At 66.3% G+C, this 24,893-nt stretch carries 21 protein-coding genes; 14 read left to right on the top strand and 7 right to left on the bottom strand.

The annotated features are described in order from the left end of the window. Positions 1 to 380: 380 nt before the first annotated feature. From purB to ACREYQ_RS14060, 8 genes are all read left to right on the top strand, one after another. On the top strand, positions 381 to 1,757 hold the full coding sequence (purB, locus tag ACREYQ_RS14095; RefSeq protein WP_432258195.1) for an adenylosuccinate lyase: 1,377 nt from the start codon (positions 381 to 383) through the stop codon (positions 1,755 to 1,757). 315 nt (positions 1,758 to 2,072) lie between these two features. Continuing rightward, positions 2,073 to 2,627 carry a cytochrome b gene (locus tag ACREYQ_RS14090; protein ID WP_432258194.1) on the top strand — a complete coding sequence of 185 codons (555 nt, stop codon included), beginning with the start codon at positions 2,073 to 2,075 and terminating at the stop codon, positions 2,625 to 2,627. A gap of 68 nt (positions 2,628 to 2,695) precedes the next feature. Next, positions 2,696 to 3,265 carry a YceI family protein gene (locus ACREYQ_RS14085; RefSeq protein ID WP_432258193.1) on the top strand — a complete coding sequence of 190 codons (570 nt, stop codon included), beginning with the start codon at positions 2,696 to 2,698 and terminating at the stop codon, positions 3,263 to 3,265. A gap of 72 nt (positions 3,266 to 3,337) precedes the next feature. Continuing rightward, entirely contained in the window at positions 3,338 to 3,928 is a 591-nt protein-coding gene (locus ACREYQ_RS14080) for a YceI family protein (RefSeq protein WP_078197818.1), read from the top strand. Between the two features lie 346 nt (positions 3,929 to 4,274). After that, positions 4,275 to 5,666, top strand: coding sequence for a class I SAM-dependent methyltransferase (locus tag ACREYQ_RS14075; RefSeq protein ID WP_432258192.1), 1,392 nt, complete (start codon positions 4,275 to 4,277; stop codon positions 5,664 to 5,666). A 22-nt stretch (positions 5,667 to 5,688) separates the two neighbouring features. Beyond that, positions 5,689 to 7,020, top strand: a complete 1,332-nt coding sequence (locus ACREYQ_RS14070; RefSeq protein ID WP_432258191.1) for a sensor histidine kinase — start codon at positions 5,689 to 5,691, stop codon at positions 7,018 to 7,020. 6 nt (positions 7,021 to 7,026) lie between these two features. Continuing rightward, positions 7,027 to 8,160: an ATP-binding protein gene (locus ACREYQ_RS14065; RefSeq protein ID WP_432258190.1), complete on the top strand. Its 1,134-nt coding sequence runs from the start codon at positions 7,027 to 7,029 to the stop codon at positions 8,158 to 8,160. Then, positions 8,157 to 9,164 carry a response regulator gene (locus ACREYQ_RS14060; protein WP_432258189.1) on the top strand — a complete coding sequence of 336 codons (1,008 nt, stop codon included), beginning with the start codon at positions 8,157 to 8,159 and terminating at the stop codon, positions 9,162 to 9,164. The genes ACREYQ_RS14065 and ACREYQ_RS14060 overlap by 4 nt, the downstream gene beginning before the upstream one ends. Positions 9,165 to 9,252: 88 nt before the next feature. Here ACREYQ_RS14060 and secF read toward each other — a convergent pair whose 3' ends face one another. From secF to queA, 5 genes are all read right to left on the bottom strand, one after another. Further along, positions 9,253 to 10,224, bottom strand: a complete 972-nt coding sequence (gene secF, locus ACREYQ_RS14055) for a protein translocase subunit SecF (protein ID WP_432258188.1) — start codon at positions 10,222 to 10,224, stop codon at positions 9,253 to 9,255. 41 nt (positions 10,225 to 10,265) lie between these two features. Then, positions 10,266 to 12,137 carry a protein translocase subunit SecD gene (secD, locus tag ACREYQ_RS14050; protein ID WP_432258187.1) on the bottom strand — a complete coding sequence of 624 codons (1,872 nt, stop codon included), beginning with the start codon at positions 12,135 to 12,137 and terminating at the stop codon, positions 10,266 to 10,268. 219 nt (positions 12,138 to 12,356) lie between these two features. After that, a complete protein-coding gene (gene yajC / locus ACREYQ_RS14045) occupies positions 12,357 to 12,683 on the bottom strand; it encodes a preprotein translocase subunit YajC (RefSeq protein WP_078197811.1) in 327 nt (108 codons plus the stop codon). A gap of 214 nt (positions 12,684 to 12,897) precedes the next feature. Continuing rightward, positions 12,898 to 14,028 carry a tRNA guanosine(34) transglycosylase Tgt gene (gene tgt, locus ACREYQ_RS14040; RefSeq protein ID WP_432258186.1) on the bottom strand — a complete coding sequence of 377 codons (1,131 nt, stop codon included), beginning with the start codon at positions 14,026 to 14,028 and terminating at the stop codon, positions 12,898 to 12,900. A 16-nt stretch (positions 14,029 to 14,044) separates the two neighbouring features. Continuing rightward, the gene (gene queA, locus ACREYQ_RS14035; RefSeq protein ID WP_432258185.1) at positions 14,045 to 15,115 is read right to left on the bottom strand and encodes a tRNA preQ1(34) S-adenosylmethionine ribosyltransferase-isomerase QueA; all 1,071 of its coding nucleotides are present in this window, start codon (positions 15,113 to 15,115) and stop codon (positions 14,045 to 14,047) included. A gap of 221 nt (positions 15,116 to 15,336) precedes the next feature. On the opposite strand from queA, the gene recG reads away from it, so the two are divergent. From recG to ubiA, 5 genes are all read left to right on the top strand, one after another. Further along, the gene (gene recG, locus ACREYQ_RS14030; RefSeq protein WP_432260420.1) at positions 15,337 to 17,511 is read left to right on the top strand and encodes an ATP-dependent DNA helicase RecG; all 2,175 of its coding nucleotides are present in this window, start codon (positions 15,337 to 15,339) and stop codon (positions 17,509 to 17,511) included. Positions 17,512 to 17,655: 144 nt separating this feature from the next. Then, entirely contained in the window at positions 17,656 to 18,606 is a 951-nt protein-coding gene (locus ACREYQ_RS14025; protein ID WP_432258184.1) for a LysR substrate-binding domain-containing protein, read from the top strand. Positions 18,607 to 18,883: 277 nt separating this feature from the next. Then, a complete protein-coding gene (locus tag ACREYQ_RS14020) occupies positions 18,884 to 20,326 on the top strand; it encodes a catalase (RefSeq protein ID WP_432258183.1) in 1,443 nt (480 codons plus the stop codon). A 163-nt stretch (positions 20,327 to 20,489) separates the two neighbouring features. Beyond that, positions 20,490 to 20,975: a Dps family protein gene (locus ACREYQ_RS14015; protein WP_432258182.1), complete on the top strand. Its 486-nt coding sequence runs from the start codon at positions 20,490 to 20,492 to the stop codon at positions 20,973 to 20,975. Positions 20,976 to 21,125: 150 nt separating this feature from the next. After that, on the top strand, positions 21,126 to 21,983 hold the full coding sequence (gene ubiA, locus ACREYQ_RS14010; protein WP_432258181.1) for a 4-hydroxybenzoate octaprenyltransferase: 858 nt from the start codon (positions 21,126 to 21,128) through the stop codon (positions 21,981 to 21,983). A 210-nt stretch (positions 21,984 to 22,193) separates the two neighbouring features. On the opposite strand, the gene proC is transcribed toward ubiA, so the two are convergent. Further along, positions 22,194 to 23,030, bottom strand: a complete 837-nt coding sequence (gene proC / locus ACREYQ_RS14005; RefSeq protein WP_432258180.1) for a pyrroline-5-carboxylate reductase — start codon at positions 23,028 to 23,030, stop codon at positions 22,194 to 22,196. Between the two features lie 46 nt (positions 23,031 to 23,076). Then, entirely contained in the window at positions 23,077 to 23,772 is a 696-nt protein-coding gene (locus ACREYQ_RS14000) for a YggS family pyridoxal phosphate-dependent enzyme (protein WP_432258179.1), read from the bottom strand. Positions 23,773 to 23,838: 66 nt separating this feature from the next. Between ACREYQ_RS14000 and ACREYQ_RS13995 the strand changes: the two genes are divergently transcribed. Then, a complete protein-coding gene (locus tag ACREYQ_RS13995) occupies positions 23,839 to 24,882 on the top strand; it encodes a type IV pilus twitching motility protein PilT (RefSeq protein ID WP_432258178.1) in 1,044 nt (347 codons plus the stop codon). Positions 24,883 to 24,893 lie beyond the last annotated feature (11 nt).

Genomic DNA, 24,893 nt, shown 5'->3' with positions numbered 1-24,893 from the left:
TCTCCCCTTGAGCTTGTTATGAAGTGCATCGTTGCTCGGTGGCAGCGGCAGCGCCGGGGAGGGCGGGGGCGGGCCCGATGCACTTCATAACAGGCTACTGGAACGGCGTGCGCGAGTATACCCGTGGCGCCTGGCGAATGCGGGTTCGCGCACCGATGCCCCGCGGCCGTGCTTGACCGCTGCCCCTGAGCGGGGGCAGGGGTGGTAAAATCCCGCGTTGCGCAGCGCCGACACCGGTGCCGCGTGCGCGGGCGGGCCTGCCGGTGCGGCGCTTTGGACGCATCAGGCCATCGTTCCCGCCCCCCAACGCTGACAGCGCCTGCCCCCGCGGCGCTTCTGGCACGTCGCCTTCTTTACTCCTCCCTTTCCCGGTTTCCAGCATGACCTCCTCTTCGCTTTCGCCGCTCACCGCCCTGTCCCCGATCGATGGCCGTTATGCCGCCAAGGCCGATGCGCTGCGCGAATGGCTGTCCGAGGCGGCCTTCATGCGCAACCGCGTCAAGGTCGAGGTGCACTGGCTGATCGCGCTGTCGCAGGCCGGCCTGCCCGACATGCCCAAATTTTCGGCCGCGTCCGAGGCCGCGCTGCTGGCGCTGGTGGACAAGTTCAGCGAGGCCGACGCCGCCCGCATCAAGGAAATCGAAGCCGTCACCAACCATGACGTGAAGGCGGTCGAGTACTGGCTCAAGGAGCAGGTCAAGGGCAACGCCGAGCTGGAAGCCGCCAGCGAGTTCATCCACTTCGCCTGCACCTCGGAAGACATCAACAACACCTCGCACGGCATGATGCTCAAGGGCGCCCGCGAAGGCGTGGTGGTGCCGGCGCTCGAGCGCGTGCATGCCCGCCTGGTGGAGCTGGCCAAACTGAATGCGGCCCAGCCGATGCTGTCGCGCACCCACGGCCAGCCGGCCAGCCCGACCACGCTGGGCAAGGAAATGGCCAACGTGGCCGCGCGCCTGGCGCGCGCGATCCAGCGCATCGAGCAGGTCGAGCTGCTGGGCAAGATGAACGGCGCCGTGGGCAACTACAACGCCCACCTGTCGGCCTACCCGACCTTCGACTGGGAAGCCTTCTCGAAGCAGGTCATCGAGACCCGCCTGGGCCTGAGCTTCAATCCCTACACCATCCAGATCGAGCCGCACGACTACATGGCCGAGCTGTTCGACGCGATCGCCCGCGCCAACACCATCCTGCTCGACCTGAACCGCGACGTCTGGGGATATATCTCGCTGGGCTACTTCAAACAGAAGACCAAGGCCGGCGAAATCGGCTCGTCGACCATGCCGCACAAGGTCAACCCGATCGATTTCGAGAACTCCGAAGGCAACCTGGGCCTGGCCAACGCCGTGCTGCGCCACCTGTCCGAGAAATTGCCGCTGTCGCGCTGGCAGCGCGACCTGACCGACTCGACCGTGCTGCGCAATATCGGCGTGGCCTTCGGCTACAGCCTGCTGGCCTACGAGGCCTGCCTGCGCGGCCTGGGCAAGCTGGAGACCAACCCCGAGCGCCTCAACGAAGACCTGGACAACTGCTGGGAAGTGCTGGCCGAGCCGGTGCAGACCGTGATGCGCCGCTTCGGCGTGCCCAACCCGTACGAGCAGCTCAAGGAGCTGACCCGCGGCAAGGGCATCTCGCGCGAGGCGCTGCAGACCTTCATCAACGCCCTGGCAATCCCGGACGACGCCAGGAAGCTGCTGCTGGAGATGACCCCCGGCAGCTACATCGGCAAGGCCGTGGTGCTGGCCGAGCGCATCTGACGCGACGGGAAGTCCCCCGCAAACCGGCCCGTCATCCCCGCGAAAGCGGGGATGACGATGAGCAATATGCCATCCGTAAGGATGGCTTTTTGCTTTTCCGGCTCAGCGCAGCAGAAGGCAGGACCGCCGCGTCCTTGTGCCGCTTGCGACAGAATGTCGCTTCAACTTATTTGAATAACTTAATGAAGGACTGTCCTGCATCGGCGCACGTCCACCCGCAATAATGCGAGAATCTTAAGCGCACGAGCGGGCTTGCACCTGCCCGTAGCTTCCCCAAAATTGTGAAACGCCCGTGACGCGGGCGAGAGGAATCCGATGCGTTCTACCGCCAATGCCCCGCCTGGCTATGGCGCTACTGCGATTGCCCTGCATTGGGTCATCGCGCTGGCGATCTTTGCCGCGTTCGGGCTGGGCCTGTACATGACCGGCATTCCCGGGCTGACGCCGACCAAGCTCAAGCTCTACTCCTGGCACAAGTGGCTGGGCGTGACGATCTTCGCCATCGCCGTGCTGCGCATGCTGTGGCGCGCGACCCATGCGGCCCCGCCGGTGGCGCCCGGCACCCCGGCCTGGCAGGCCAGGGCCGCGGCCGGCGCCCACCACCTGCTGTACCTGCTGATCGTGATCGTCCCGATCACCGGCTACCTGTACAGCTCGGCCGCGGGCGTGCCGGTGGTGTACCTGGGCCTGTGGGAGATGCCGGCGCTGCTGGAAAAGAACGACGCACTGAAGGAAGTGCTGAAGTTCGCGCATATCTGGCTGAATTACCTGATGGCGGCCGTGGTCGTTGTCCATGCGGCCGCCGCGGTGAAACACCAGTTTGTCGACCGCGACGGCACGCTGGGCCGGATGCTGCCATTCCTGCGCTGAGCCTGGCAACCGCCCAACCTTTTCGCACCGCGGCGCCGCGGCGCCGACCCTGACAGGAGTCTTCTGAGATGAAACGCAATTCCCGCCGCGGCTCGCTGGTCATGGCCGCCGTCCTGGCCGCCACCGGCATTGCCGCCAACCTGGCCTGGGCTCAGGTAGACGCCGCCAAGAGCTCGGTGACCGCGGTCGCGCGCCAGATCGGCGTGCCGATGGAAGGCAAGTTCAAGAAATTCGATGCCGCCGTCAGCTTCGATCCGGCCAAGCTGGCGAGCTCGACGGCCAAGGTCGAGATCGATGTGTCCAGCTTCGAGATCGGCGATGCCGAGACCACCAAGGAAGTGAAGGGCAAGGACTGGTTCGACGCGGCCAGGTACCCCAAGGCGGTGTTCCAGTCCACCAGCATCAAGAACGGCACGCCGGGCAAGTACGACGTGGCCGGCAAGCTGACCATCAAGGGCAAGACCGTGGACGTGGTGGTGCCCGCCACCTACCGCCAGGAAGGCGCCGTGCAGGTGTTCGAGGGCGCGCTGCCGATCAAGCGCACCGCGTTCAATATCGGCGACGGCGAATGGAAGGACACTTCCGTGGTGGCCGACGACGTCCAGATCAAATTCCGTATCGTGCTGGCCAGGAAGTAAGGCCGGCATTCCGCTGACGTACCCAGGACGAACCTGAAACGTGCGTCCCAACCTGATTTGTCGGGAGATTCCATGAAACTGCGTTCCCTCGTTGCCGCCGTCGCGGCCATTTCCGCAACCGCCGCCTTTGGCGTGGCTTCGGCCAATACCGTGACGTACAACCTCGATCCGACCCATACCTATCCGAGCTTCGAGGCCGACCACCTGGGCGGCCTGTCGACCTGGCGCGGCAAGTTCGAAAAGTCCAGCGGCGTGGTCACGCTGGACCGCGCCGCCAAGGCGGGCTCGGTCGAGGTCAAGATCGATGCGGCCTCGATCGATTTCGGCAACGCCAAGCTGAACCAGCACGCCAAGAGCGCGGACATGTTCGACGTGGAAGCCTTCCCCGAGGCCACCTACAAGGGCAAGTTCTCCAAGTTCAAGGGCGACGTGCCGACCGAGGTCGACGGCATGCTGACCCTGCGCGGCGTGTCCAAGCCGGTCAAGCTGGAAATCCGCGACTTCAAGTGCATCCAGCACCCGATGCTCAAGCGCGAAGCCTGCGGCGCCGACGCCGTGGGCCAGTTCAACCGTGCCGATTTCGGTCTGGACTATGGCGTCAAGATGGGCTTCAAGCCCGAAGTCAAGCTCGCCATCCAGGTGGAAGGCGTGCGCGCGGACTGAGCGCGCGGCCCGCTGCGGCGGGCTCCCAGCCAGTGAAGGCCGGCCACGCCGGCCTTTTTTGTTGTCCTGCACCATCCGGGGGGCCGACAGGGCACTTTGTTGTGCGACTTGCGACCGGCACAGTACAATGGCCCGCGGCAATCCACCTTGATCGGGGTATTGCTACTCCTGCCAAGGCGGGGGCAGCCATGCCCGCAACCGGCTAAAGCGCATCACTATGAGCATTCGCTGCATGTCCCGATACCGGTAGCCATCCTGCGACCACCTCGCCTCCCATGCTGTACCCGGCCGTTCTGCCCTGGCTGTATGGCCTGCAGCGTTTCCCGGTTTTCCCTGGCGCAATACCGTGTATTCCAAAACGCAAATCGATCCGGTAGTTAGTTTCCGCAACTCGCAGGGCGAGCAGGTGCGGGGCACGATTGTCAATCTCCAGAGAAAGTCTCTGGTGATGGAAATCTACAACCCGTATTCGATCGTGCAGGTCAGCGAGGTGCTGAGCGAACTCAGCGTCCGTATGGGCGCCAAGAATGCCTACCTCGGCAAGGCCGTGGTCATGAGTCTCGTGAACACGGGTCTGACCGCCGTGGTGTCGCTGACGCTGATCGACGAGTGGCGCGAACTGACGGACCTGACCAACGAGCCCAAGTCGGTCGCGCGCGAAGCCGAGCTTTTCGTGCAGGACTGGGACGCGCGCTTCCATATCCGGCGCGACTACCAGATCGTGGTCAATGAAATGCGCGCGTTCCTCTCCGAGGTTTCGCGCTGGGTCGAGCAGGTCGACTTGACCGAATCGCTGCCCAAGATCGAAGGCAAGCTCCGTGCGGACGTCTTCTACGAACTGGCCACGCCGATCATGGTCAAGACCAAGACCTACCTCGACTGGCTCGAGGCCGAAGCCCAGCACGTGGATCCGGAGCTCGCGCCAATGCACCGCACTTACGCGCAGGCGGCGCTGCACCCGCTCTTGATGCGGGCGCCGTTCGTGCACCGCACCTTCACCAAGCCGCTCGGCTATGCCGGCGACTACGAGATGGTGAACCAGATCCTGAACGACCCGCAGCAGGGCCCCACCACCTATTTCCAGATTGTCAACACCGCCTTCCTCAAGGCGGCGGTGGCGACCGCGCACCGCAACCGCATCGAATTGCTGATAGATTTCCTGACTCGCCAGGCTGATCGCGCCTGCGCCGCTGGCCGGCCGTTCCGGGTGCTCAACGTGGGCTGCGGCCCTGCCTTCGAAATCCAGCGCTTCGTGCGCGAATACCCCAATCCGGAACTGCTGTCGTTCCAGTTGGTCGATTTCAGCGAAGAGACGCTGGAGTTCACGCGTAGCACGATCGACCAGTCTGCCACCAGCGCCGGGCGCAAGGTTGCCGTCGAGATGGTGCACCAGTCGGTGCATGAATTGCTCAAGCGGCGCATCTCGCCGGAGGATACCAGTGCAAGGGAGTTCGACGCGGTCTATTGCGCGGGCCTGTTCGACTACCTGTCCGACAAGGTGTGTACGCGGCTGCTGTCGTATTTCGCCTCCCGTTCGCGGCCCGGCGGACAGATTCTGGTGACTAACGTCCATGCCGACAATCCCGAGAAATTCGGCATGGAACACCTGCTGGAGTGGTACCTGATCTACCGCGACAACGCGGGCATGGCGCAGCTGCTGCCTGAGAATTCGCACTCGCACCGCATTTACGTCGATGTCACCGGCGTCAACGTGTTTGCTGAAGCCACCATTTACTGAGGCAGTCCTTGCGGGGCACGCCATGAGCACCAACCAACTCTACGCCGGCTACCAGTCCGAACTGGCTGATTTTCGCCTGGCATTCAGCCGTGGCGGCGCCTATACCGCGATCGTGCTGGTCCTGCTCGGGGTAGGACTCGATTACGGCCAGTATCCGCAGCAGCAGCTTGCCTTCGGGGTGGCGCGCGTGCTGGTGTCGATGCTGATCGCGGGTGTGGTGGTGGTGCTGTACAGCGCCGCCGGGCGCCGCTTCGCGCCATGGCTGACGCTGACGTGGCTGCTGCTGCCGCAAATCATGATCGCATGGATGATCTGGCAGACTGAAGGGGTGCAGTCGCCGTACTACGTCGGGCTTAACCTGGCGATCTTCGCCTCGGGCATCGCGCTGCCGTTCGGGTTGTGGCAGAACCTGGTGTTCGGCTTGCTCTCATACCTGCTGTACATGCTGGCATGCCTGTTCCACCCCGGCGGCATCGAGCCGGGGGGCACCTTTATCGCCAATTCACTGTTCCTGCTGTTCGCCGCGGCGGCGAGCGGGGTCTACACGTTTTTCAACGAGCGGGCGCGCTTCATGCTGTTCCGCCTGAAGGCCGAGGTCGCAGAGAAGAACGCGGAACTCGAGGTGATCAACCGCCGGCTGGCCGACATCAAGGGCCAGATGCTGCAGCAGGAGAAAATGGCCGCCATCGGTACCCTGGCGGCCGGCCTGCTGCACGAGGTGAACAACCCGGTCAACTTCTGCCTGATGGCGATCGAAGTCGCGCTGGAAGAGCCGCAGGCCAAGGAAAACCCTTCGCTGGAAGAGTGCCTGGTCGACGCCAAGCAGGGCATGCAGCGCATCCAGCATATCGTTTCCGACCTGAAGACCTTCGCCTACCGCAAGCCCGGCGCCGAGGTCGAGGGCACGCCGTTCTTGTTCGAGAAGGCACTCGATTCGTCGATCCGCCTGACCGCGCATGAACTGCGCGGCGTCACCCTGACGCGCGAGCTGGTCACCGACACCCTGGTGCTGGGCGACGAAGCGGCCGTCATCGGCGTGCTGATCAACCTGTTCTCGAATGCCGCGCTGGCCATGCGCAAGGCGGGAACGGCGGCGCCGGCCATCCATACCACGGCCAGGTGGGACAACCACCGCCTGCATGTCACGGTGCGCGACAACGGCCCTGGCATTCCCCAGGAAAACCTGGCGCGCGTGTTCGAGCCGTTCTTCACCACGCGCGAGGTGGGGCAGGGGCTTGGCCTGGGCCTGTCGATCAGCTACGCGGTGATCGAGCGCCATGGCGGCCAGCTGTTTGCCGAGAGCGAGCTCGGCCAGTGGACCGCCTTCAGCTTCGACCTGCCGCGTGCGGAGTAACCAGCCATGAGCGAAGTCATGCAGGCACGGCCTGCCGTTCTCTACGTCGACGACGAAGACATGGCGCGCAAGTACTTCGCCCGCGCGGTCGGCAGCGACTATGAGGTGCTGCTGGCCAGCAGCGCCGACGAAGCCATGTCCGCGCTGCGCTCGGACCCCGCCCGCGTGGCGATCCTGGTGACCGACTTCCGCATGCCCGGGCGCGATGGCGGCGTGCTGCTGCGCCAGGTGGCGCAGGCGTATCCGCAGATCGTGCGCATCCTGGTGACCGCCTATGCCGACAAGGATGTGCTGCTGCAAACGGTCAACAGCGGCGAGATCTTCCAGATCCTGGAAAAGCCGCTGAGCGTGGGCAACCTGCGCGACGTGCTGACGCGGGCCGCCGAGCGCCACCGCGAGCGCACCCTGCGCCAGCACCGGCTGATGGCGATCGACGAGACCCTGGCCTTTCTGGCGCATGAGCTGAACACGCCGCTGGCGGCCATTGCCAACTTTGCGCGCGGCATCGGCGCGCGCGCGGCCGGCGAATACAGCGCGCAGCGCCAGGGCGAGATCGGCCAGGCCGCCAGCGCCATGCACGACAACGCCCAGTATTGCCTGGCGGTGCTGTCGTCGTTCCTGCAGTCGGTGCGCAACAGCGCCGGCAGCGGGCCGGTGCGGCGCGGGACCGGCAGCGAGGTCAGCGCCGGCGCGCTGGTCTCTTCGCTGCTGGACAGCTATCCCTTCGCGGGGGAGCAGCGCAGCTGGGTCGAGGTCGATATGCAGGGGGACTTCCCCGTGCAGACCCTGCCCAACTGCGTGGCGCTGGTGCTGTCCTCGGTGATGAGCAATGCGCTGCGCGCGCTGGCCGATATCGGCGCGCCGTCGCTGCGCTTTGTGGTGGCGGCGCAGCCGCGCGCCGAGATCCGCATCTGCGACAACGGGCCGGGCATTCCGCCCGAGGTGATGGACCGGCTGCTGGTCGATCCCGTCACCACCCACGCCAGCGCCGGCGGCAGCGGCCTGGGCATGATTTTCTGCAACCGCGTCATGCAGTCCTTTGGCGGCGGGATCCGGATCGAATCCGCGTCCGGCGCCGGCACGACGGTGACGCTGGACTTTCCAAGTTTCAAGAGTCGAAAGCATAGGAGTGACCGATGACCGAACCGAATGCCACCCAGGCACCACCCCCGGCGATTCTGTTCGTCGATGACGAAGCTACGGCAGTCAAGTATTTCCAGCGTGCCATCGGGGCGCTGGCACCGGTGGTCACCGGCGGCTCCGTCGAGGAGGGCAAGGCATTGCTGGACGCCCACGCCGGCAGCCTGGCGGTACTGGTGTCAGACCAGCGCATGCCGGGCGAGTATGGCAACGAACTGCTGCGCTACGCCCGTGAACGCTACCCGTATATCGTGCGCATCCTGACCACCGCGTATTCAGAGCTCGACCAGACCGTCGAGGCGGTGAACCAGGGGCAGATCCACCGCTACATCAAGAAGCCGTGGGACATCACCGCGCTGCGCATGGAGCTCAAGCAGGCGCTGGAAATGTCGGGCCTGCGCAAGGAACGCGACCAGCTGCTGCGCGAGAAGCTGTCGGTGCTGCAGACCCAGACCGTGGCTTCGCGCATCGGCATGGTGCATGCGTTGTGCGCCAGCCTGATCGGGCCGGGCCGCTTCCAGCCGGTTGAGACCTACCTCGCGGCGGTCGACCTGGCTGGCGCGGCAAGTGTCGATCCGGACTGGCAGCGCATGGACTACGCCGACCTGGTGCGCGCCGAAGCCGAGCGCAGCGGCAGCTTCGGCCATGCCGTCGGCACGTGCCTGGCGCAGCTGCGCAGCACCCATGCGGGCAAGGGCGCGGCCGATGCCGCCGCGGTGATCGCCGACGCGCTCGGCAGCGAAGTGGCGCGCCGCGACGGCGATACCGTAGTGTGGGCCGCACCGGCGGCGCTGGCCGAGTTCCTGGCGCAGCCGGTGGGTTCGCCGGTGTCGGCGTCGCACGCCGGCTGGCTGGCGAGCCTGCTGTGGCTGGAAGAGGCTGGCGGCGCGGTGAAATTCGCGCGTGACGGCGAGACCGTGGTGTGCCGCGCGGTCCCGCGCAGCGAGACCTTTGCGGCCGACCGGCTGGCAGCCTGGATCGAGCGGTTCTCGATGCCCGCCTGAATCTCCCGGCTGGGTTTTCCCCTGGCTTTGCAGCCATGAAAAACGGCGCCCCGCGGGGCGCCGTTCTGTTTTTCCGGCAGGGCGGGGCTTATGCCTGCGCGCCGTAGTTGGGGTCGTTGCGGTCGGTCGACTCGGGCTTCTTCTCGCCCTTGACCAGGTCCTCGCGCTTGACGCCCAGCCACATCGCCAGCGCCGCGGCCACGAATACCGACGAGTAGATGCCGAACAGAATACCGACCGTCAGTGCCAGCGCGAAATAGTGCAGGGTGGGGCCGCCGAAGAAGAACATCGACAGCACCATCATCTGGGTCGAACCGTGGGTGATGATGGTCCGCGAGATGGTGCTGGTGATCGCGTTGTCGATGATCTCGTGCGTGGTCATCTTGCGGTACTTGCGGAAGTTCTCGCGGATCCGGTCGAAGATCACCACCGATTCGTTGACCGAGTAGCCCAGCACCGCCAGGATCGCCGCCAGCACCGACAGCGAGAATTCCCACTGGAAGTAGGCGAAGAAGCCCAGGATGATGACCACGTCGTGCAGGTTGGCGATGATGCCCGCCACCGCGAACTTCCATTCGAAACGGAACGACAGGTAGATCACGATGCCGGCCACCACGCACAGCAGCGCCAGCAGGCCGTCGGTGGCCAGCTCCTTGCCCACCTGCGGGCCGACGAACTCCACCCGTTGCAGCTTGACGTCAGGCGAGGCCGCCTGCAGCGCGGTCATCACCTGCTCGCTCTGCTGGGCCGAGGTGACGGGCTTGCCGTCCGGGCCCTTCTGCAGCGGCAGGCGGATCATGACGTCGCGCGAGGTGCCGAAGTTCTGCACCTGCACGTCGCTGTAGCCCAGCTTGCCCACCTGGCCACGGATCTTTTCCAGGTCGGCCGCCTGCTGGTAGTTGACCTCCATCACCGTGCCGCCGGTGAATTCGATCGACAGGTGCAGGCCCTTGTGCCAGAGGAAGAACACGGCCGCGGCAAACGTCAGGAAGGAGATCACGTTGAAGACCAACGCGCGCTTCATGAACGGAATGTCGCGCCGGATGCGGAAGAATTCCATGTTGAATCCTGTTACGTACTGCTAGTTGTCCCGCTGGCCGCTTACTTGGCGACCGGCGTATCGGTGGTGTTGCCCGGCTTCCAGATCTGGCCGATGGCCACGCTCTGCAGCTTCTTCTTGCGCCCGTACCAGAGGTTGACCAGGCCGCGGTTGAAGAACACCGCCGAGAACATCGAGGTCAGGATGCCCAGGCAGTGCACCACGGCAAAGCCGCGCACCGGGCCCGAACCGAAGGCCAGCAGCGCCAGGCCGGCGATCAGCGTGGTCACGTTGGAGTCCAGGATGGTGGCCCAGGCGCGGTCGAAACCGACCGCAATCGCCATCTGCGGCGACGCGCCCCCGCGCAGTTCTTCGCGGATGCGCTCGTTGATCAGCACGTTGGCGTCGATGGCCATGCCCAGCACCAGCGCGATAGCGGCGATGCCCGGCAGCGTCAGCGTGGCCTGCAGCATCGACAGCACCGCGATCAGCAGCAGCAGGTTCACGCCCAGCGCAAACACCGAGAACATGCCGAACAGCATGTAGTACAGGATCATGAACACGGCGATGGCGGCGAAGCCGTAGGCGACCGAGTCAAAGCCCTTCTTGATGTTGTCCGCGCCCAGCGACGGGCCGATGGTGCGCTCTTCGATGATCTCCATCGGCGCGGCCAGCGAGCCGGCGCGCAGCAGCAGCGCCAGGTCATTGGCGGCTTCGGTGGAGTAGGAGCCGGTGATCTGGAAGCTCGAGCCCAGTTCGGACTGGATCGTCGCCACCGTCAGCACCTCGCCCTTGCCCTTTTCGAACAGCACGATCGCCATCGGCTTTTTCAGGTTCTCGCGCGAGACGTCGCGCAGCACGCGGCCGCCCTGGGCGTCGAGCTTGATGTTGACCGAAGGATGCTGGTTCTGGTCGAAGCCGGCCGAGGCGCTTTCAATGCGGTCGCCGGTGAAGATGACCTGCTTCTTCAGCACCACCGGGGCGCCGTTGCCCTGGGTGAAGAGCTCGCTGCCGAACGGGATCGGGTCGCCCGGGCGCGGCATGCGCGGGGCGTCGTTGTCGACCAGGCGCGCTTCCAGCGTGGCGGTGCGGCCGATGATGTCCTTGGCCTTGGCGGTGTCCTGCACGCCCGGCAGCTGCACCACGATGCGGTCGGCGCCTTGCTGCTGGATCACCGGCTCGGCCACGCCGAGCTCGTTCACGCGGTTGTGCAGCGTGGTGATGTTCTGCTTGACCGCCGCGTCCTGCACCGCCTTGCGGGCAGCGTCGGTGAAGGTGCCGACGATGTTGTTGCCGTCCATGGCGAACGCCACTTCACGCAGGTTGTCGGCCAGCACGGCGCGCGCGCGGCCGGCGTCGTCGGCGTTATTGAAGCGCACCGTCAGGCGCTCGCCGTCGCGGTCGATGCCGCCGTGGCGGATGTTCTTGTCGCGCAGCAGGGTGCGCGCGTCGCCGGCCAGGCTGTCGAGCTTCTTGTCGACGGCGCCCTTCATGTCGACCTGCAGCAGGAAGTGCACGCCGCCGCGCAGGTCCAGGCCCAGGTACATCGGCAGCGCGTGCATGGCGGTCAGCCAGCGCGGCGAGCCCGACAGCAGGTTCAGCGCCACCACGTAGGTGGCGTCGGCCGCGTCCGGATTCAGCGTACGCGACAGCACGTCCTTGGCCTTGAGCTGCTCGTCGGTGGTGCGAAAGCGCGCCTTGACCGAGCCCGACTGGCCGGAAATATCGAAGAAGACGCCGTCAGGCTGGAGCTGGTTCTGCGCCAGGATCTGTTCGACCTGCTTCTGCATCGACAGGTCGACCTTGACCGTGGCCTTGCCCGAGGACACCTGCACGGCGGGCGCCTCGCCGAAGAAGTTCGGCAAGGTATAGGTGATGCCGATGGCCAGGGCCACCAGGATCACGAGGTATTTCCAAAGCGGATAACGATTCATCTCTGGCCAGTCATTCAGCGGTTGGCGGGGCCGGCGCTGGCGTGGCGCACCACGTCGGCGGGGCCGAACCGGTTTGGCAAACAGCCGCCTGGCAGCCACGCATCGAAGCCGCCGGGGCTTCGTCGGGCTGGATCAGGCGGCTGCCGTGGCATGCGCGAACGGGCATGCCGGAAAAGACAAAGGCGGCGAAGGCGCGAGGTGCGCGCGCGATCCGGGGGATCAGAGCGCCTTCAGCGAGCCCTTGGGCAGCACCGTGGTCACGGCATTCTTCTGCACGGTGATTTCGGTGCCTGCGGCGATTTCCAGGCCGACGTACTGGTCGGTGACCTTGGTCACGCGGCCCAGGATGCCGCCGGCGGTGACGACTTCATCGTTCTTGGCCAGCGCTTCGAGCATTGCCTTGGATTCCTTCTGGCGCTTCATCTGGGGGCGGATCATGATGAACCACAGCACACCAAACATCAGGATGATGGGCAGGAAGCTCATCAGGCCGCCAGCCGCGCCGCCGGCACCGGCGGTCTGGGCAAATGCGTTAGAAATCAGCACGTTGATTCTCCGTCACAAAGTCAGTCAATTAATCGAACATTCTACCATTCGCACTCCGTCCCCCTTTCGCATTCTAGGGCGCCATACGGGTTTGTTCGGGTGCGTTCGGGGCAACTTGCGGCAGCGCCGGCATGGCCGGCCGCGCCCGCCCGCCCGGGGCATGACCCGGCTATTCGACCGCCGGCGGCGCAAAAGTTCGCGCCGCCCGGCGTGGTCACTGCGTGCCGCGGGCGCGGTCGGCGGCGAACTGGCGGCGGAAATCGGCAAAGCGATGGTGCTCGATCGACTCGCGCACCTCGCGCATCAGCTGCAGGTAGTAGTGCAGGTTGTGGATGGTGTTCAGGCGCGCACCCAGGATCTCGCCCACGCGGTGCAGGTGGTGCAGGTAGGCGCGCGAGAAGTTGCGGCAGGTGTAGCAGGCGCAGCTCTCGTCAAGCGGGCGCGGGTCGTTGCGGTGCACGGCGTTCTTGATCTTGACATCGCCGTAGCGGGTGAAGAGCCAGCCGTTGCGCGCGTTGCGGGTCGGCATCACGCAGTCGAACATATCGACCCCGGCGGCCACGCCGGCGACCAGGTCCTCGGGCGTGCCCACGCCCATCAGGTAGTGCGGCTTGTCGGCCGGCAGGCGCGGCGCCACGTGTTCCAGCACGCGCATCATGTCTTCCTTGGGCTCGCCCACCGACAGCCCGCCGATGGCAAAGCCGTGGAAGTCCAGCTCGTACAGGCCCGCCAGCGACTCATCGCGCAGGTCTTCGTACATGCCGCCCTGGACAATGCCGAACAGCGCATTGGGGTTGGCCAGGCGCCCGAATTCATCGCGCGAGCGCTTGGCCCAGCGCAGGCTCATGCGCATGGACTTGGCGGCTTCCTCATGCGTGGCGGGGCGGCCGTCGATCTCGTACGGCGTGCATTCGTCGAACTGCATGACGATGTCCGAGTTCAGCGTGCGCTGGATCTGCATCGAGATCTCGGGCGACAGGAACAGCTTGTCGCCGTTGACCGGCGACGCGAAGGTGACGCCATCCTCGGTGATCTTGCGCAGGTCACCCAGCGAAAACACCTGGAAACCGCCGGAATCGGTCAGGATCGGCTTGTCCCAGCCGATAAAGCGGTGCAGGCCCTCGTGGGCGTTGACCACGTCCAGCCCCGGGCGCAGCCACAGATGGAAGGTGTTGCCCAGGATGATCTGCGCGTCGATCTCGTTCAGTTCCAGCGGCGACATCGCCTTGACCGAGCCATAGGTGCCCACCGGCATGAAGATCGGCGTCTCGACCACGCCGTGGTTCAGCGTGACGCGGCCGCGGCGGGCGTTGCCGTCGGTGGTGATGAGTTCGAAGTTGAGCATGGCGAATAGTCGGAAATCAGGCCTTGGTGCCGGCACCAGGCTGGCGGGTCAGCAGCATGGCATCCCCGTAGCTGAAGAAACGGTAGCGCTGCTCGACCGCATGGCGGTAGGCGGCGCGGATGGCTTCCACCCCGGCCAGCGCCGACACCAGCATCAGCAGCGTCGACTTGGGCAGGTGGAAGTTGGTGATCAGGGCATCGATCAGGCGGAAGCGGTAGCCGGGGGTGATGAAGATATCGGTGTCGCCGCTGCCGGCGGCGAGCGTGCCGTCGGCCTGCGCGGCCGATTCCAGCGCGCGCAGCGAGGTGGTGCCGACCGCGATCACGCGGCCGCCGCGCGCGCGGGTGTCGCGCACGGCCTGGGCCAGTTCCTCGGAAATGGCGTACCACTCCGAGTGCATCTTGTGCTCGGCCAGGTTCTCGGTGCGCACCGGCTGGAAGGTGCCGGCGCCCACGTGCAGCGTCAGGAAGGCGCGGCGCACGCCCGCGGCATCGAGCCGGGCGAACAGCGCATCATCGAAATGCAGACCCGCGGTGGGCGCGGCGACCGCGCCGGGGCTGCGCGCGTAGACGGTCTGGTAGCGGGTCTCGTCGTAGGCGTCCGGATCATGCGTGATATACGGCGGCAGCGGCAGGCGGCCGTAGCGCTCGATCAGGTCCAGCGCCGGCTCGGGGAAGCGCAGCGTAAAGAACTGGTCCACGCGCGGGCCCACGGTGACGGCGAAGGCATCGTCGGCCAGGTGCAGCGTACTGCCCTCGGCGGGCGTCTTGGAGGCGCGCACCTGGGCCAGCACGGTATGGGTGTCGACCACGCGCTCGACCAGCACCTCGACCTTGCCGCCGCTGGGCTTGTGGCCGAAGAAGCGTGCCTTGATCACGCGGGTGTCGTTGAAGACCAGCAGGTCGTCGGGGCGCAGGTAGTCGACGATATCGCTGAAGGCACGGTCGACCATGCGCACCGCATCGGCGGTGTCGGCGGGGGCCAGCCGTTCGACCACCAGCAGCCGGCTCGCGCTGCGGTCCGGCAGCGCGCTCTGGGCAATCAGTTCTGGTGGCAGCGGAAAATCGAAATCGGAAAGCGTCAACATCGTGGGAGCGGGGGGCTGCGCGATCCCCATGCAGGCCGGAGCGGGGCACAAAACGGCACTCCGCTGCCCGTGGTGGCAGCCGGCATGGGTACAATCGGCGAATCCGATATTGTAAGGCCACGGGCGCGCTTGCCGCCGGGCCGGGTGTGATACCGGCTATTCGCCAGTGCCGCGCCAGCCAGCCATGCTGAACCGCAGCGATTGCTGATTATTTCTTGCCGATGCCCGGAACCGCCGCCGAACCGATCCACGACCCCGCCGACGCCGCCAAGGACACGGCGGCGCCCGCGCGCGGCAAGGCAGGCGATGCCAAGGGCAAGGCCGCGGCCTCCGGCACGTCCACCGCGGCCGCCCGGCTGGCCAAGCTCGGCCTGCGCCGTCCGGTCGACCTGGTGCTGCACCTGCCGATGCGCTATGAGGACGAGACCACGCTGGCGCCGATCGCCGAGGCGATCCACCGCGCCGGGCTCGGGCTGCCGGCGCAGGTCGAAGGCGAAGTCATCTCCAACGAAGTCACGTTCCGCCCGCGCCGCCAGCTGGTGGTCAAGATTGCCGACGACAGCGGCGAGCTGACGCTGCGCTTCCTGAACTTCTACGGCAGCCAGACCAAGCAGATGGCCGAGGGCGTGCGCCTGCGCGTGCGCGGCGAGGTGCGCGGCGGTTTCTTCGGTGCCGAGATGGTCCACCCGACGGTGCGCCCGGTGGTGCCAGGCGAAGCGCTGCCGGATCGCCTGACACCGGTCTATCCGTCCACCGCCGGGATTGCGCAGGCCTACCTGCGCAAGGCCATCGGCGGCACGCTGTCGCGCACGCCCATGCCCGAGACGCTGCCGCAGGCGCTGCTGGAGGGGCCGCTGGCACGCCTGCACCTGCGCCCGCTGGCCGATTGCCTGCGGCTGCTGCACGCGCCCCCGCCGCAGGAGAGCGAAGCCGCGCTGGCCGACCGCTCGCACCCGGCCTGGCAGCGCATCAAGTTCGACGAGCTGCTGGCGCAGCAGATCTCGCTGCGGCGCGCGCACGCGGCGCGGCGCGAAAAAAATGCGCCGACCATGCCGCGCCGCGAGGGCGGGTTGCTCACGCGCTTCCTGGCTGCATTGCCATTCCGGCTGACCGGGGCGCAGCAGCGCGTGGTGGAGGAAATCGCCGCCGACATGACGCGCCCGCACCCGATGCACCGGCTGCTGCAGGGCGATGTGGGCAGCGGCAAGACCATCGTCGCCGCGCTGGCGGCCTGCCAGGCCATCGACGCCGGCTACCAGGCCGCGCTGATGGCGCCCACCGAAATCCTGGCCGAGCAGCACTACCGCAAGCTGTCCGCGTGGCTGGAGCCGCTGGGCGTGGCGGTGGCGTGGCTGGCCGGCAGCCAGAAGGCGCGCGAGAAGCGCGAGGCCGTGGCGCGCGTGGAATCGGGCGAGGCGCAGCTGGTGATCGGCACCCATGCGCTGATCCAGGACACCGTGCGCTTTGCGAAGCTGGGACTGTCGGTGGTCGACGAGCAGCACCGCTTCGGCGTGGCGCAGCGGCTGGCGCTGCGCGGCAAGGCCGGTGCCGCCGAGGTGTCGGCGCCCGACGCGGTACCGCACCAGCTGATGATGTCGGCCACGCCGATCCCGCGCACGCTGGCCATGACTTACTACGCCGACCTCGATGTGTCGGTGATCGATGAATTGCCGCCGGGCCGCACCCCCATCGTCACGCGCCTGGTCAACGACGAGCGGCGCGACGAAGTGATCGGACGCATCCATCACGCCGCCGCCGAAGGCCGCCAGGTCTACTGGGTGTGCCCGCTGATCGAGGAAAGCGAGGCGCTGCAGCTGCAGACCGCGGTGGAGACCTATGAAACGCTGGTCGCGGCGCTGCCGGACCTGCGCGTGGGCCTGGTGCACGGGCGCCTGCCGCCGGCCGAGAAGGCATCGGTGATGGATGACTTCAGCGCCAACCGCATGCAGGTGCTGGTGGCCACCACGGTGATCGAGGTGGGCGTGGACGTGCCCAATGCCTCGCTGATGGTGATCGAGCATGCCGAGCGCTTTGGCCTGGCGCAGCTGCACCAGTTGCGCGGACGGGTGGGGCGGGGCAGCGCCGAATCGGTCTGCCTGCTGATGTACCAGGCGCCGCTGTCGCCCACCGCGCGCGAGCGCCTGGCGACCATGCGCGAGACCACCGATGGCTTCGAGATCGCCCGGCGCGACCTGGAGATCCGCGGCCCCGGCGAGTTCCTGGGCGCGCGCCAGTCGGGCGAAGCCATGTTGCGCTTTGCCGATCTGCAGACCGATGCGTGGCTGGTGGAATACGCGCAGGAGGCGGCCGAACTGATGCTGGCGCGCTACCCGGAAGCGGTGGAAGCGCACCTGTCGCGCTGGCTGGGCGGGCGCGAGCATTACCTCAAGGCCTGATCTTCCCGCCTGCGCGGGAATGACGGGATTGAGCCGGCGTCGCTGAGGTCTTACGTATGTGGCCAATAATGCGCACGCTTGCGGCGCTCTGACAGAAGCGGCAATCGAAGGTAAAATCTATCGCCTACCGCAAATTGATAAGTCATGACGCTCACCGAACTCAAGTACATCGTCGCCGTGGCGCGCGAGCGCCATTTCGGCCGGGCCGCCGAAGCCTGCTTCGTGTCGCAGCCGACGCTGTCGGTCGCGATCAAGAAGCTGGAAGACGAACTCAACGTGCAGATTTTCGAGCGCGGCACCTCCGAGGTGTCGGTGACGTCGGTCGGCGAGCAGATCGTGGCGCAGGCCCAGCGCGTGCTCGAACAGACCATGGCCATCCGCGAGATCGCCAAGCAGGGCAAGGACCCGCTGGCGGGGCCGCTGCGCGTGGGCGTGATCTACACCATCGGGCCGTACCTGCTGCCGTCGCTGGTCAAGCAGATGATCGAGACCGTGCCGCAGATGCCGCTGATGCTGCAGGAGAACTACACCCACAAGCTGATCGAGCTGCTCAAGCAGGGGGAGATCGACTGCGCGGTGATGGCCGAGCCGTTCCCGGATTCGGGCCTGACCGTGCGCCCGCTCTACGACGAGCCCTTTGTCGTCGCCGTGCCGCGCGGCCACCAGCTGGCGCAGGCGCAGGCCATCGACCCCGATGAACTGAAGCGGCAGACCATGCTGCTGCTGGGCAGCGGCCACTGCTTCCGCGACCATGTGCTGGGGGTGTGCCCGGAGCTGTCGCGCTTCTCGCAGGCGGCCGACGGCATCCAGAAGACCTTCGAGGGATCGTCGCTGGAAACCATCCGCCATATGGTGGCCAGCGGGGTCGGCATCACCGTGCTGCCGCGCACCTCGGTGCCCGACCTGAAGGCCAAGGGCGACATGCTGTCTTATGTGCCGTTCGCCGACCCGGTGCCCGACCGGCGCGTGGTGCTGGCCTGGCGCAAGAGCTTTACCCGCCTGCCGGCCATGGAAGCGCTGGCCAACGCCGTGGCCGCCTGCGAGCTGGCCGGGGTGCGCAAGCTCGACGCCAAGGAGCTGGCCGAAGCGGCCTGATCTTCCTGCCTCGCAGTACCGGCAAATCCCACGGCCGCAGCGGAGATTCCGCTGCGGCCGTTTTCATTCCTGGCCCCGCAACGGGGCATTTCGGGAACCTGTCTTCGGGCGGTCACTCTCCGCTGCGATAAGTTGCAGAAATCCCGGATAGATTTGACCTAATACATAGGTATAAATAATTGAATTCTCATTTCGATAGATCGTTGGTAGGCTGACTCCTGTCGGTGCGGATGGCATCGATCGAAGATCTTTTCAGCCAACCCACAAGAAGGAAAAAATGAGCAAGAAGGACATGCTTACCACCGCCGCCGGCGCACCGGTCGCCGACAACCAGAACTCGCAGACAGCAGGCCCGCGCGGCCCGATGCTGCTGCAGGACGTGTGGTTCCTGGAAAAGCTGGCCCATTTCGACCGCGAGGTCATCCCCGAGCGGCGCGTGCACGCCAAGGGCTCGGGCGCCTACGGCACGCTCAGGATCACGCACGACATCAGCAGGTACACCAAGGCTTCGGCCTTTGCCCAGGTCGGCAAGGAAACGCCGCTGTTCATCCGCTTCTCGACCGTGGCCGGCGAGCGCGGCGCGGCCGATGCCGAGCGCGACGTGCGTGGCTTCTCGATCAAGTTCTATACCGATGAGGGCAACTGGGACCTGGTCGGCAACAACACGCCGGTGTTCTTCGTGCGCGACCCGCTCAAGTTCCCCGACTTCATCCACACGCAGAAGCGCAACCCGCGCACCAACCTGCGCGACCCGATCGCGGTGTGGGACTTCTGGTCGCGCCATCCGGAATCGCTGCACCAGGTCACCATCCTGATGAGCGACCGCGGGCTGCCGCAGAACTACCGCCAGATCCACGGCTTCGGCTCGCACACGTACTCGTTCATCAATGCCGGCAACGAGCGTTTCTGGGTCAAGTTCCACTTCAAGTCGCAGCAGGGCATTGCCAACTGGACCAATGAGGAAGCGGCCAGGGTGGTCGCCAACGACCGCGAGAGCGCGCAGCGCGATCTGTTCGAGAACATTGAGCAAGGCAATTTCCCGCGCTGGAACCTGCGCGTGCAGGTCATGCCCGAGGCCGATGCGGCCAGGTACCACATCAACCCGTTCGACCTGACCAAGGTCTGGCCGCACAAGGACTACCCGCTGATCGACGTGGGCGTGGTCGAGCTCAACCGCAACCCGGACAACTACTTTGCCGAGGTCGAGCAAGTGGCGATGAATCCGGCCAACATCGTGCCGGGCATCGGCTTCTCGCCCGACAAGATGCTGCAGGGGCGGTTGTTTTCCTACGGCGACACGCAGCGCTACCGCCTGGGGATCAACCACAGCCAGATCCCGGTGAACGCGCCGAAATGCCCGTTCCACAACAGCTTCCACCGCGACGGCGCGATGCGCGTGGACGGCAACCAGGGCGGCAAGCTGAACTACGAGCCCAACCGCGACAGCGCCTATGGTGCCAGCGAGCGCGCCATGGAGCCGCCGCTGGCACTGGAAGGTGCCGCCGACCGCTGGGACCACCGCGTCGACACGGACTATTACAGCCAGCCCGGCGCGCTGTTCCGCCTGTTCGACGAAGGCCAGCGCCAGCGCCTGTTCGCCAATATCGCGGCGGCCATGCAGGGCGTGCCGGAAGCGATCGTGCGCGTGCAGCTGGAGCATTTCAGCAAGGCCGACCCGGCCTACGGCGAGGGCGTGAAGCGCGCGCTGAACCTGAAGTAAGCGGCAACCTGGCGCGGCCGTGATATGCGCCAAGATGGCCCCGGGTTTGGCCGGGATCGTTGGCTGATGCAATAATGCGAGGTACCGCGTCGCCCGGCCCCGGATGCACGGGGCAAGCCCGGCGGCGCCCCTCGTGCCTTTACCAGAACGGAGCATACCTGCCATGGCAAAGAAGAATGAGATGAGCGTGAATATCGGTATTTCGGACAAGGACCGCAAGAAGATTGCGGAAGGTTTGTCCAGGCTGCTGGCGGACACCTACACCCTCTACCTCAAGACCCATAACTTCCACTGGAACGTGACGGGTCCCATGTTCAATACGCTGCATCTGATGTTCGAGACCCAGTACACCGAACTGGCGCTCGCGGTGGACTCGATTGCCGAGCGTATCCGCGCGCTGGGCTACCCGGCGCCGGGCACCTACAAGGAATACGCCCGCCTGTCGTCGATTGCGGAAGAAGAGGGCGTGCCCGAGGCCACCGAGATGATCCGCAAACTGGTCGAAGGCCAGGAAGCCGTGGTGCGCACCGCGCGCTCGATCTTCCCGGTGATCGATGCCGCCGGCGACGAGCCCTCGGCCGACCTGCTGACCCAGCGCATGCAGACGCATGAGAAGACCGCGTGGATGCTGCGCTCGATGCTGGCCTGAGGCCTGCTGGTCATCTCTGGCTGCCCCGGCTGTCCTTCTCCGGCAGCCGGCACTGCGCGTCGCAACCATCCGGGCTGCGGCGCGTTTTCATTGAATCCTCCTTCCCGGATCCGCGCTGTGCAGACCCTCTCGCCGTTGCCCCCCACGCCCATGCTTGAACGCCTTTCCCTCTACGCGCGCCTGGTGCGCATCGACAAGCCGATCGGCACGCTGCTGCTGCTGTGGCCGACGCTGTGGGCCATGTGGATGGCCGCGGGCGGTCCGCCGGCCTGGGGGCTGTTCTGGATCTTCGTGGCGGGGACCTTCCTGATGCGCTCGGCCGGCTGTGCCATCAACGACTGGGCCGACCGCGATTTCGACAAGCACGTCAAGCGTACCAGGGAGCGGCCGCTGACCGCGGGCAAGATCGCCGCGTGGGAAGCGCTGGCCGTGGCCGCCGTGCTGGCGCTGGCAGCCTTTGCGCTGGTGCTGCCGCTCAATGCGCTGACCAAGTGGCTGGCGGTGGTGGCGGCGGTGGTGGCGGGCACGTACCCGTTCTTCAAGCGCTTCTTTGCGATTCCGCAGGCTTATCTTGGCATTGCCTTTGGTTTTGGTATCCCGATGGCATTTGCCGCGATCCAGGACCGGGTGCCGCCGGTGGCGTGGCTGATGCTGCTGGCCAACGTGTTCTGGGCGGTGGCGTATGACACGGCCTATGCGATGGTCGATCGCGACGATGACCTGCTGATCGGCATGAAGACTTCAGCCATTACCTTCGGGCGTTTCGACGTGGCGGCAATCATGCTTTGCTACGCCGCGTTCCTGGCGCTGATGGCCTGGGCGGGTGGGCTGCTGGGGTTGGGATGGCCGTACTGGGTGGGGCTGGCCGCGGCAGCGGTTTGCGCCGGGTACCACTACACGCTGATTCGCGATCGGGACCGGATGCGCTGCTTCGCCGCGTTCCGGCATAACAACTGGCTGGGGGCCTGTGTGTTTGCGGGGACGGCGTTGGCTTATGCGATTCGGTGATCTATTCGATTGCTAATGGTTCGCAACTGGTTTGCTCCCCTCTCCCGCTCGCGGGAGAGGGGCAGGGGGTGAGGGTAGGCGCTGGCATACCGACGCGCCTCACTGCGTGGACACTCCGGCCCTCACCCCCACCCCTCTCCCGCAAGCGGGCGAGGGGAGCGTCCACAAGGGGCGGCAGCCAGGCCAGAGCACCTGCGGTTTGGCCGCGCCTCAATCCTTCCCGAACTCGGCCCCCATCTCCTTGCCCCGCGCCGCCGCCGCATGCATGGCACGCACGAAGGCATCACCGATGCCCGAAGCCTCCATCGCCGTCAGCGCCGCATAGGTCGTACCACCTTTTGACGTCACGCGCTCACGCAGCGTCGACACCGGCTCAGGCGACTGCCCGGCCAGGGCCGCCGCGCCGCGGAAGGTCTCCACGGCCAGCTCACGGCCTTGCTCCGCCGTCAGGCCCAGTTCCGTGGCGGCGCGTTCCATCGCCTCGACAAAGTAGAAGACATAGGCCGGCCCGCTGCCCGAGATGGCGGTGACCGCGTCGATCTGGTCATCCCCATCCACCCACACGCACTTGCCCACGGCCTCGGCCACGGCGCCGGCGATCGCGCGGTCTTCGGCCGACAGCCCGGCCTGCGCGGCCAGCCCGGTCATGCCCATGCCCGCCAGTGCCGGCGTATTCGGCATCGCGCGCACCAGGCGGGTGCGGCCGTCCAGCCAGCGCTGCATGTCCTGCAGGCGGATGCCGGCGGCCACACTGATCACCAGGTTGCCGCGGCCGCTGGCCGGCAGATGCGGCAGCAACTGCGCCGCGGCGTCGCGGAACTGCTGCGGCTTGACCGCCAGCACCAGCACGTCGCTGGCGCCGAAAGCGGCGTCCGGCGCCCCGGCGGCATGCACGCCGAGGTCGCGCGCCAGGCGCTGCCGGGCCTCGGGGAAAGGGTCGACCACGCGGATCGAGCCGGCCGGCACGCCGCGGGCAATCAGGCCGCCGATCAGTGCGGTGGCCATATTGCCGCCGCCGAGAAAGCCAAAGGTAAGGGTATCGAGCATGAGAATCCGTTGGGGGGCTGGAAGGGAAATGACAGGGCGCGCCGGGCTACGTGTACTGGCGCGCGCCGAAGATGGCGGTGCCGATCCGCACCAGCGTGGCGCCTTCGGCGATGGCGGCGTCCATGTCGCCCGACATGCCCATCGACAGCGTGTCGAGGTCCAGGCCGTCGGCGCGCAGCGCCTGCAGCATGGCGCGCATGGCCGCGAACGGACGGCGCTGCGCGGCGGGGTCGTCCTCGGGCTCGGGGATTGCCATCAGCCCGCGCAGCCGCAGGCCGGGCAGCGCGGCGACGGCATGCGCCAGCGCCGGGACCTCCGCCGGGGCGACGCCGCTCTTGCTGGCTTCGCCGCTGATATTGACCTGGATGCAGACCTGCAGCGCCGCCATGCCGGCCGGGCGCTGGGCCGACAGGCGCTCGGCGATCTTGAGCCGGTCGATGGCATGCACCCAGTCGAAATGCGCCGCCACCAGGCGGGTCTTGTTGCTTTGCAGCGGGCCGATGAAATGCCAGCGCAAGTGGCTGCGCAGGTCGGCCAGCGCGGCGATCTTGTCGACCCCTTCCTGAACGTAGTTCTCGCCGAAGGCAAGCTGTCCGGCGGCGTATGCGGCCCTTATGTGGTCGGGGGAAACGGTCTTGGAAACGGCCAGCAGGGCGATGTCCCCGGGCCGTCTGCCGGCTTGTTGTGCGGCCGCCGCGATGCGCTGGTGAACGGCTTGCAAGTTGGCGGCAATTACAGACATAATCCGGCGAACATACAAAAGAAGTACGCAAAGTACCGATAACTATTCAGGGTGGGGTCATTATAGATGGACATCGCGCAGCTATTGGCTTTCGCTGTCAAGAACAAGGCGTCTGATCTTCATCTCTCCGCGGACATGCCGCCGATGGTGCGGATCCATGGCGACATGCGCCGGATCAATGTCGCCTCGATGACGCACAAGGATGTCCACGCCATGGTGTACGACATCATGAGCGACACCCAGCGCAAGGCCTACGAAGAACGCCTCGAAATCGACTTCTCGTTCGAGATCGCGGGCCTGTCCCGCTTCCGGGTCAATGCCTACAACACCCAGCGCGGCGCCGCCGCGGTGTTCCGTACCATTCCCTCCAAGGTGCTCACGCTCGAAGAGCTGCGCGCGCCGGCCGTATTTGCCGACCTGTGCATGAAGCCGCGCGGACTGGTGCTGGTGACGGGCCCGACCGGCTCGGGCAAGTCCACCACGCTGGCGGCGATGGTCGACCATCGCAATGAAAACGACATGGGCCACATCCTGACGGTGGAGGACCCGATCGAATTCGTGCACAGCTCCAAGAAGAGCCTGATCAACCAGCGCGAGCTGGGGCCGCATACGCATTCGTTTGCCAATGCGCTGCGCTCGGCGCTGCGTGAAGACCCGGACGTGATCCTGGTGGGCGAACTGCGCGACCTGGAAACCATCCGCCTGGCGCTGACCGCGGCCGAGACCGGCCACCTGGTTTTCGGCACGCTGCACACCAGCTCGGCGGCCAAGACCATCGACCGCGTGGTCGACGTGTTCCCGCCGGAAGAGAAAGACATGGTGCGCACCATGCTGTCGGAATCGCTCGAGGCGGTGATCTCGCAGACGCTGCTGAAGACGCGCGACGGCAACGGCCGCACTGCGGCGCACGAGATCATGATCGCCACGCCCGCGATCCGCCACCTGATCCGCGAGAACAAGATCGCGCAGATGTACTCGATGATGCAGACCAGCAGCGGGCTGGGCATGCAGACCCTGGACCAGTGCCTGTCGGACCTGATCAAGCGCAGCGTCATCAACTACAACGACGCGCGCGCCATTGCGAAGAATCCGGACGCGTTCATGGGCTGAGGCCCGCCCCA

It is taken from the genome of Cupriavidus sp. TMH.W2, assembly GCF_050847365.1.
GTDB lineage: Bacteria > Pseudomonadota > Gammaproteobacteria > Burkholderiales > Burkholderiaceae > Cupriavidus.
This window is presented reverse-complemented; position numbering and strand designations above follow the sequence as displayed.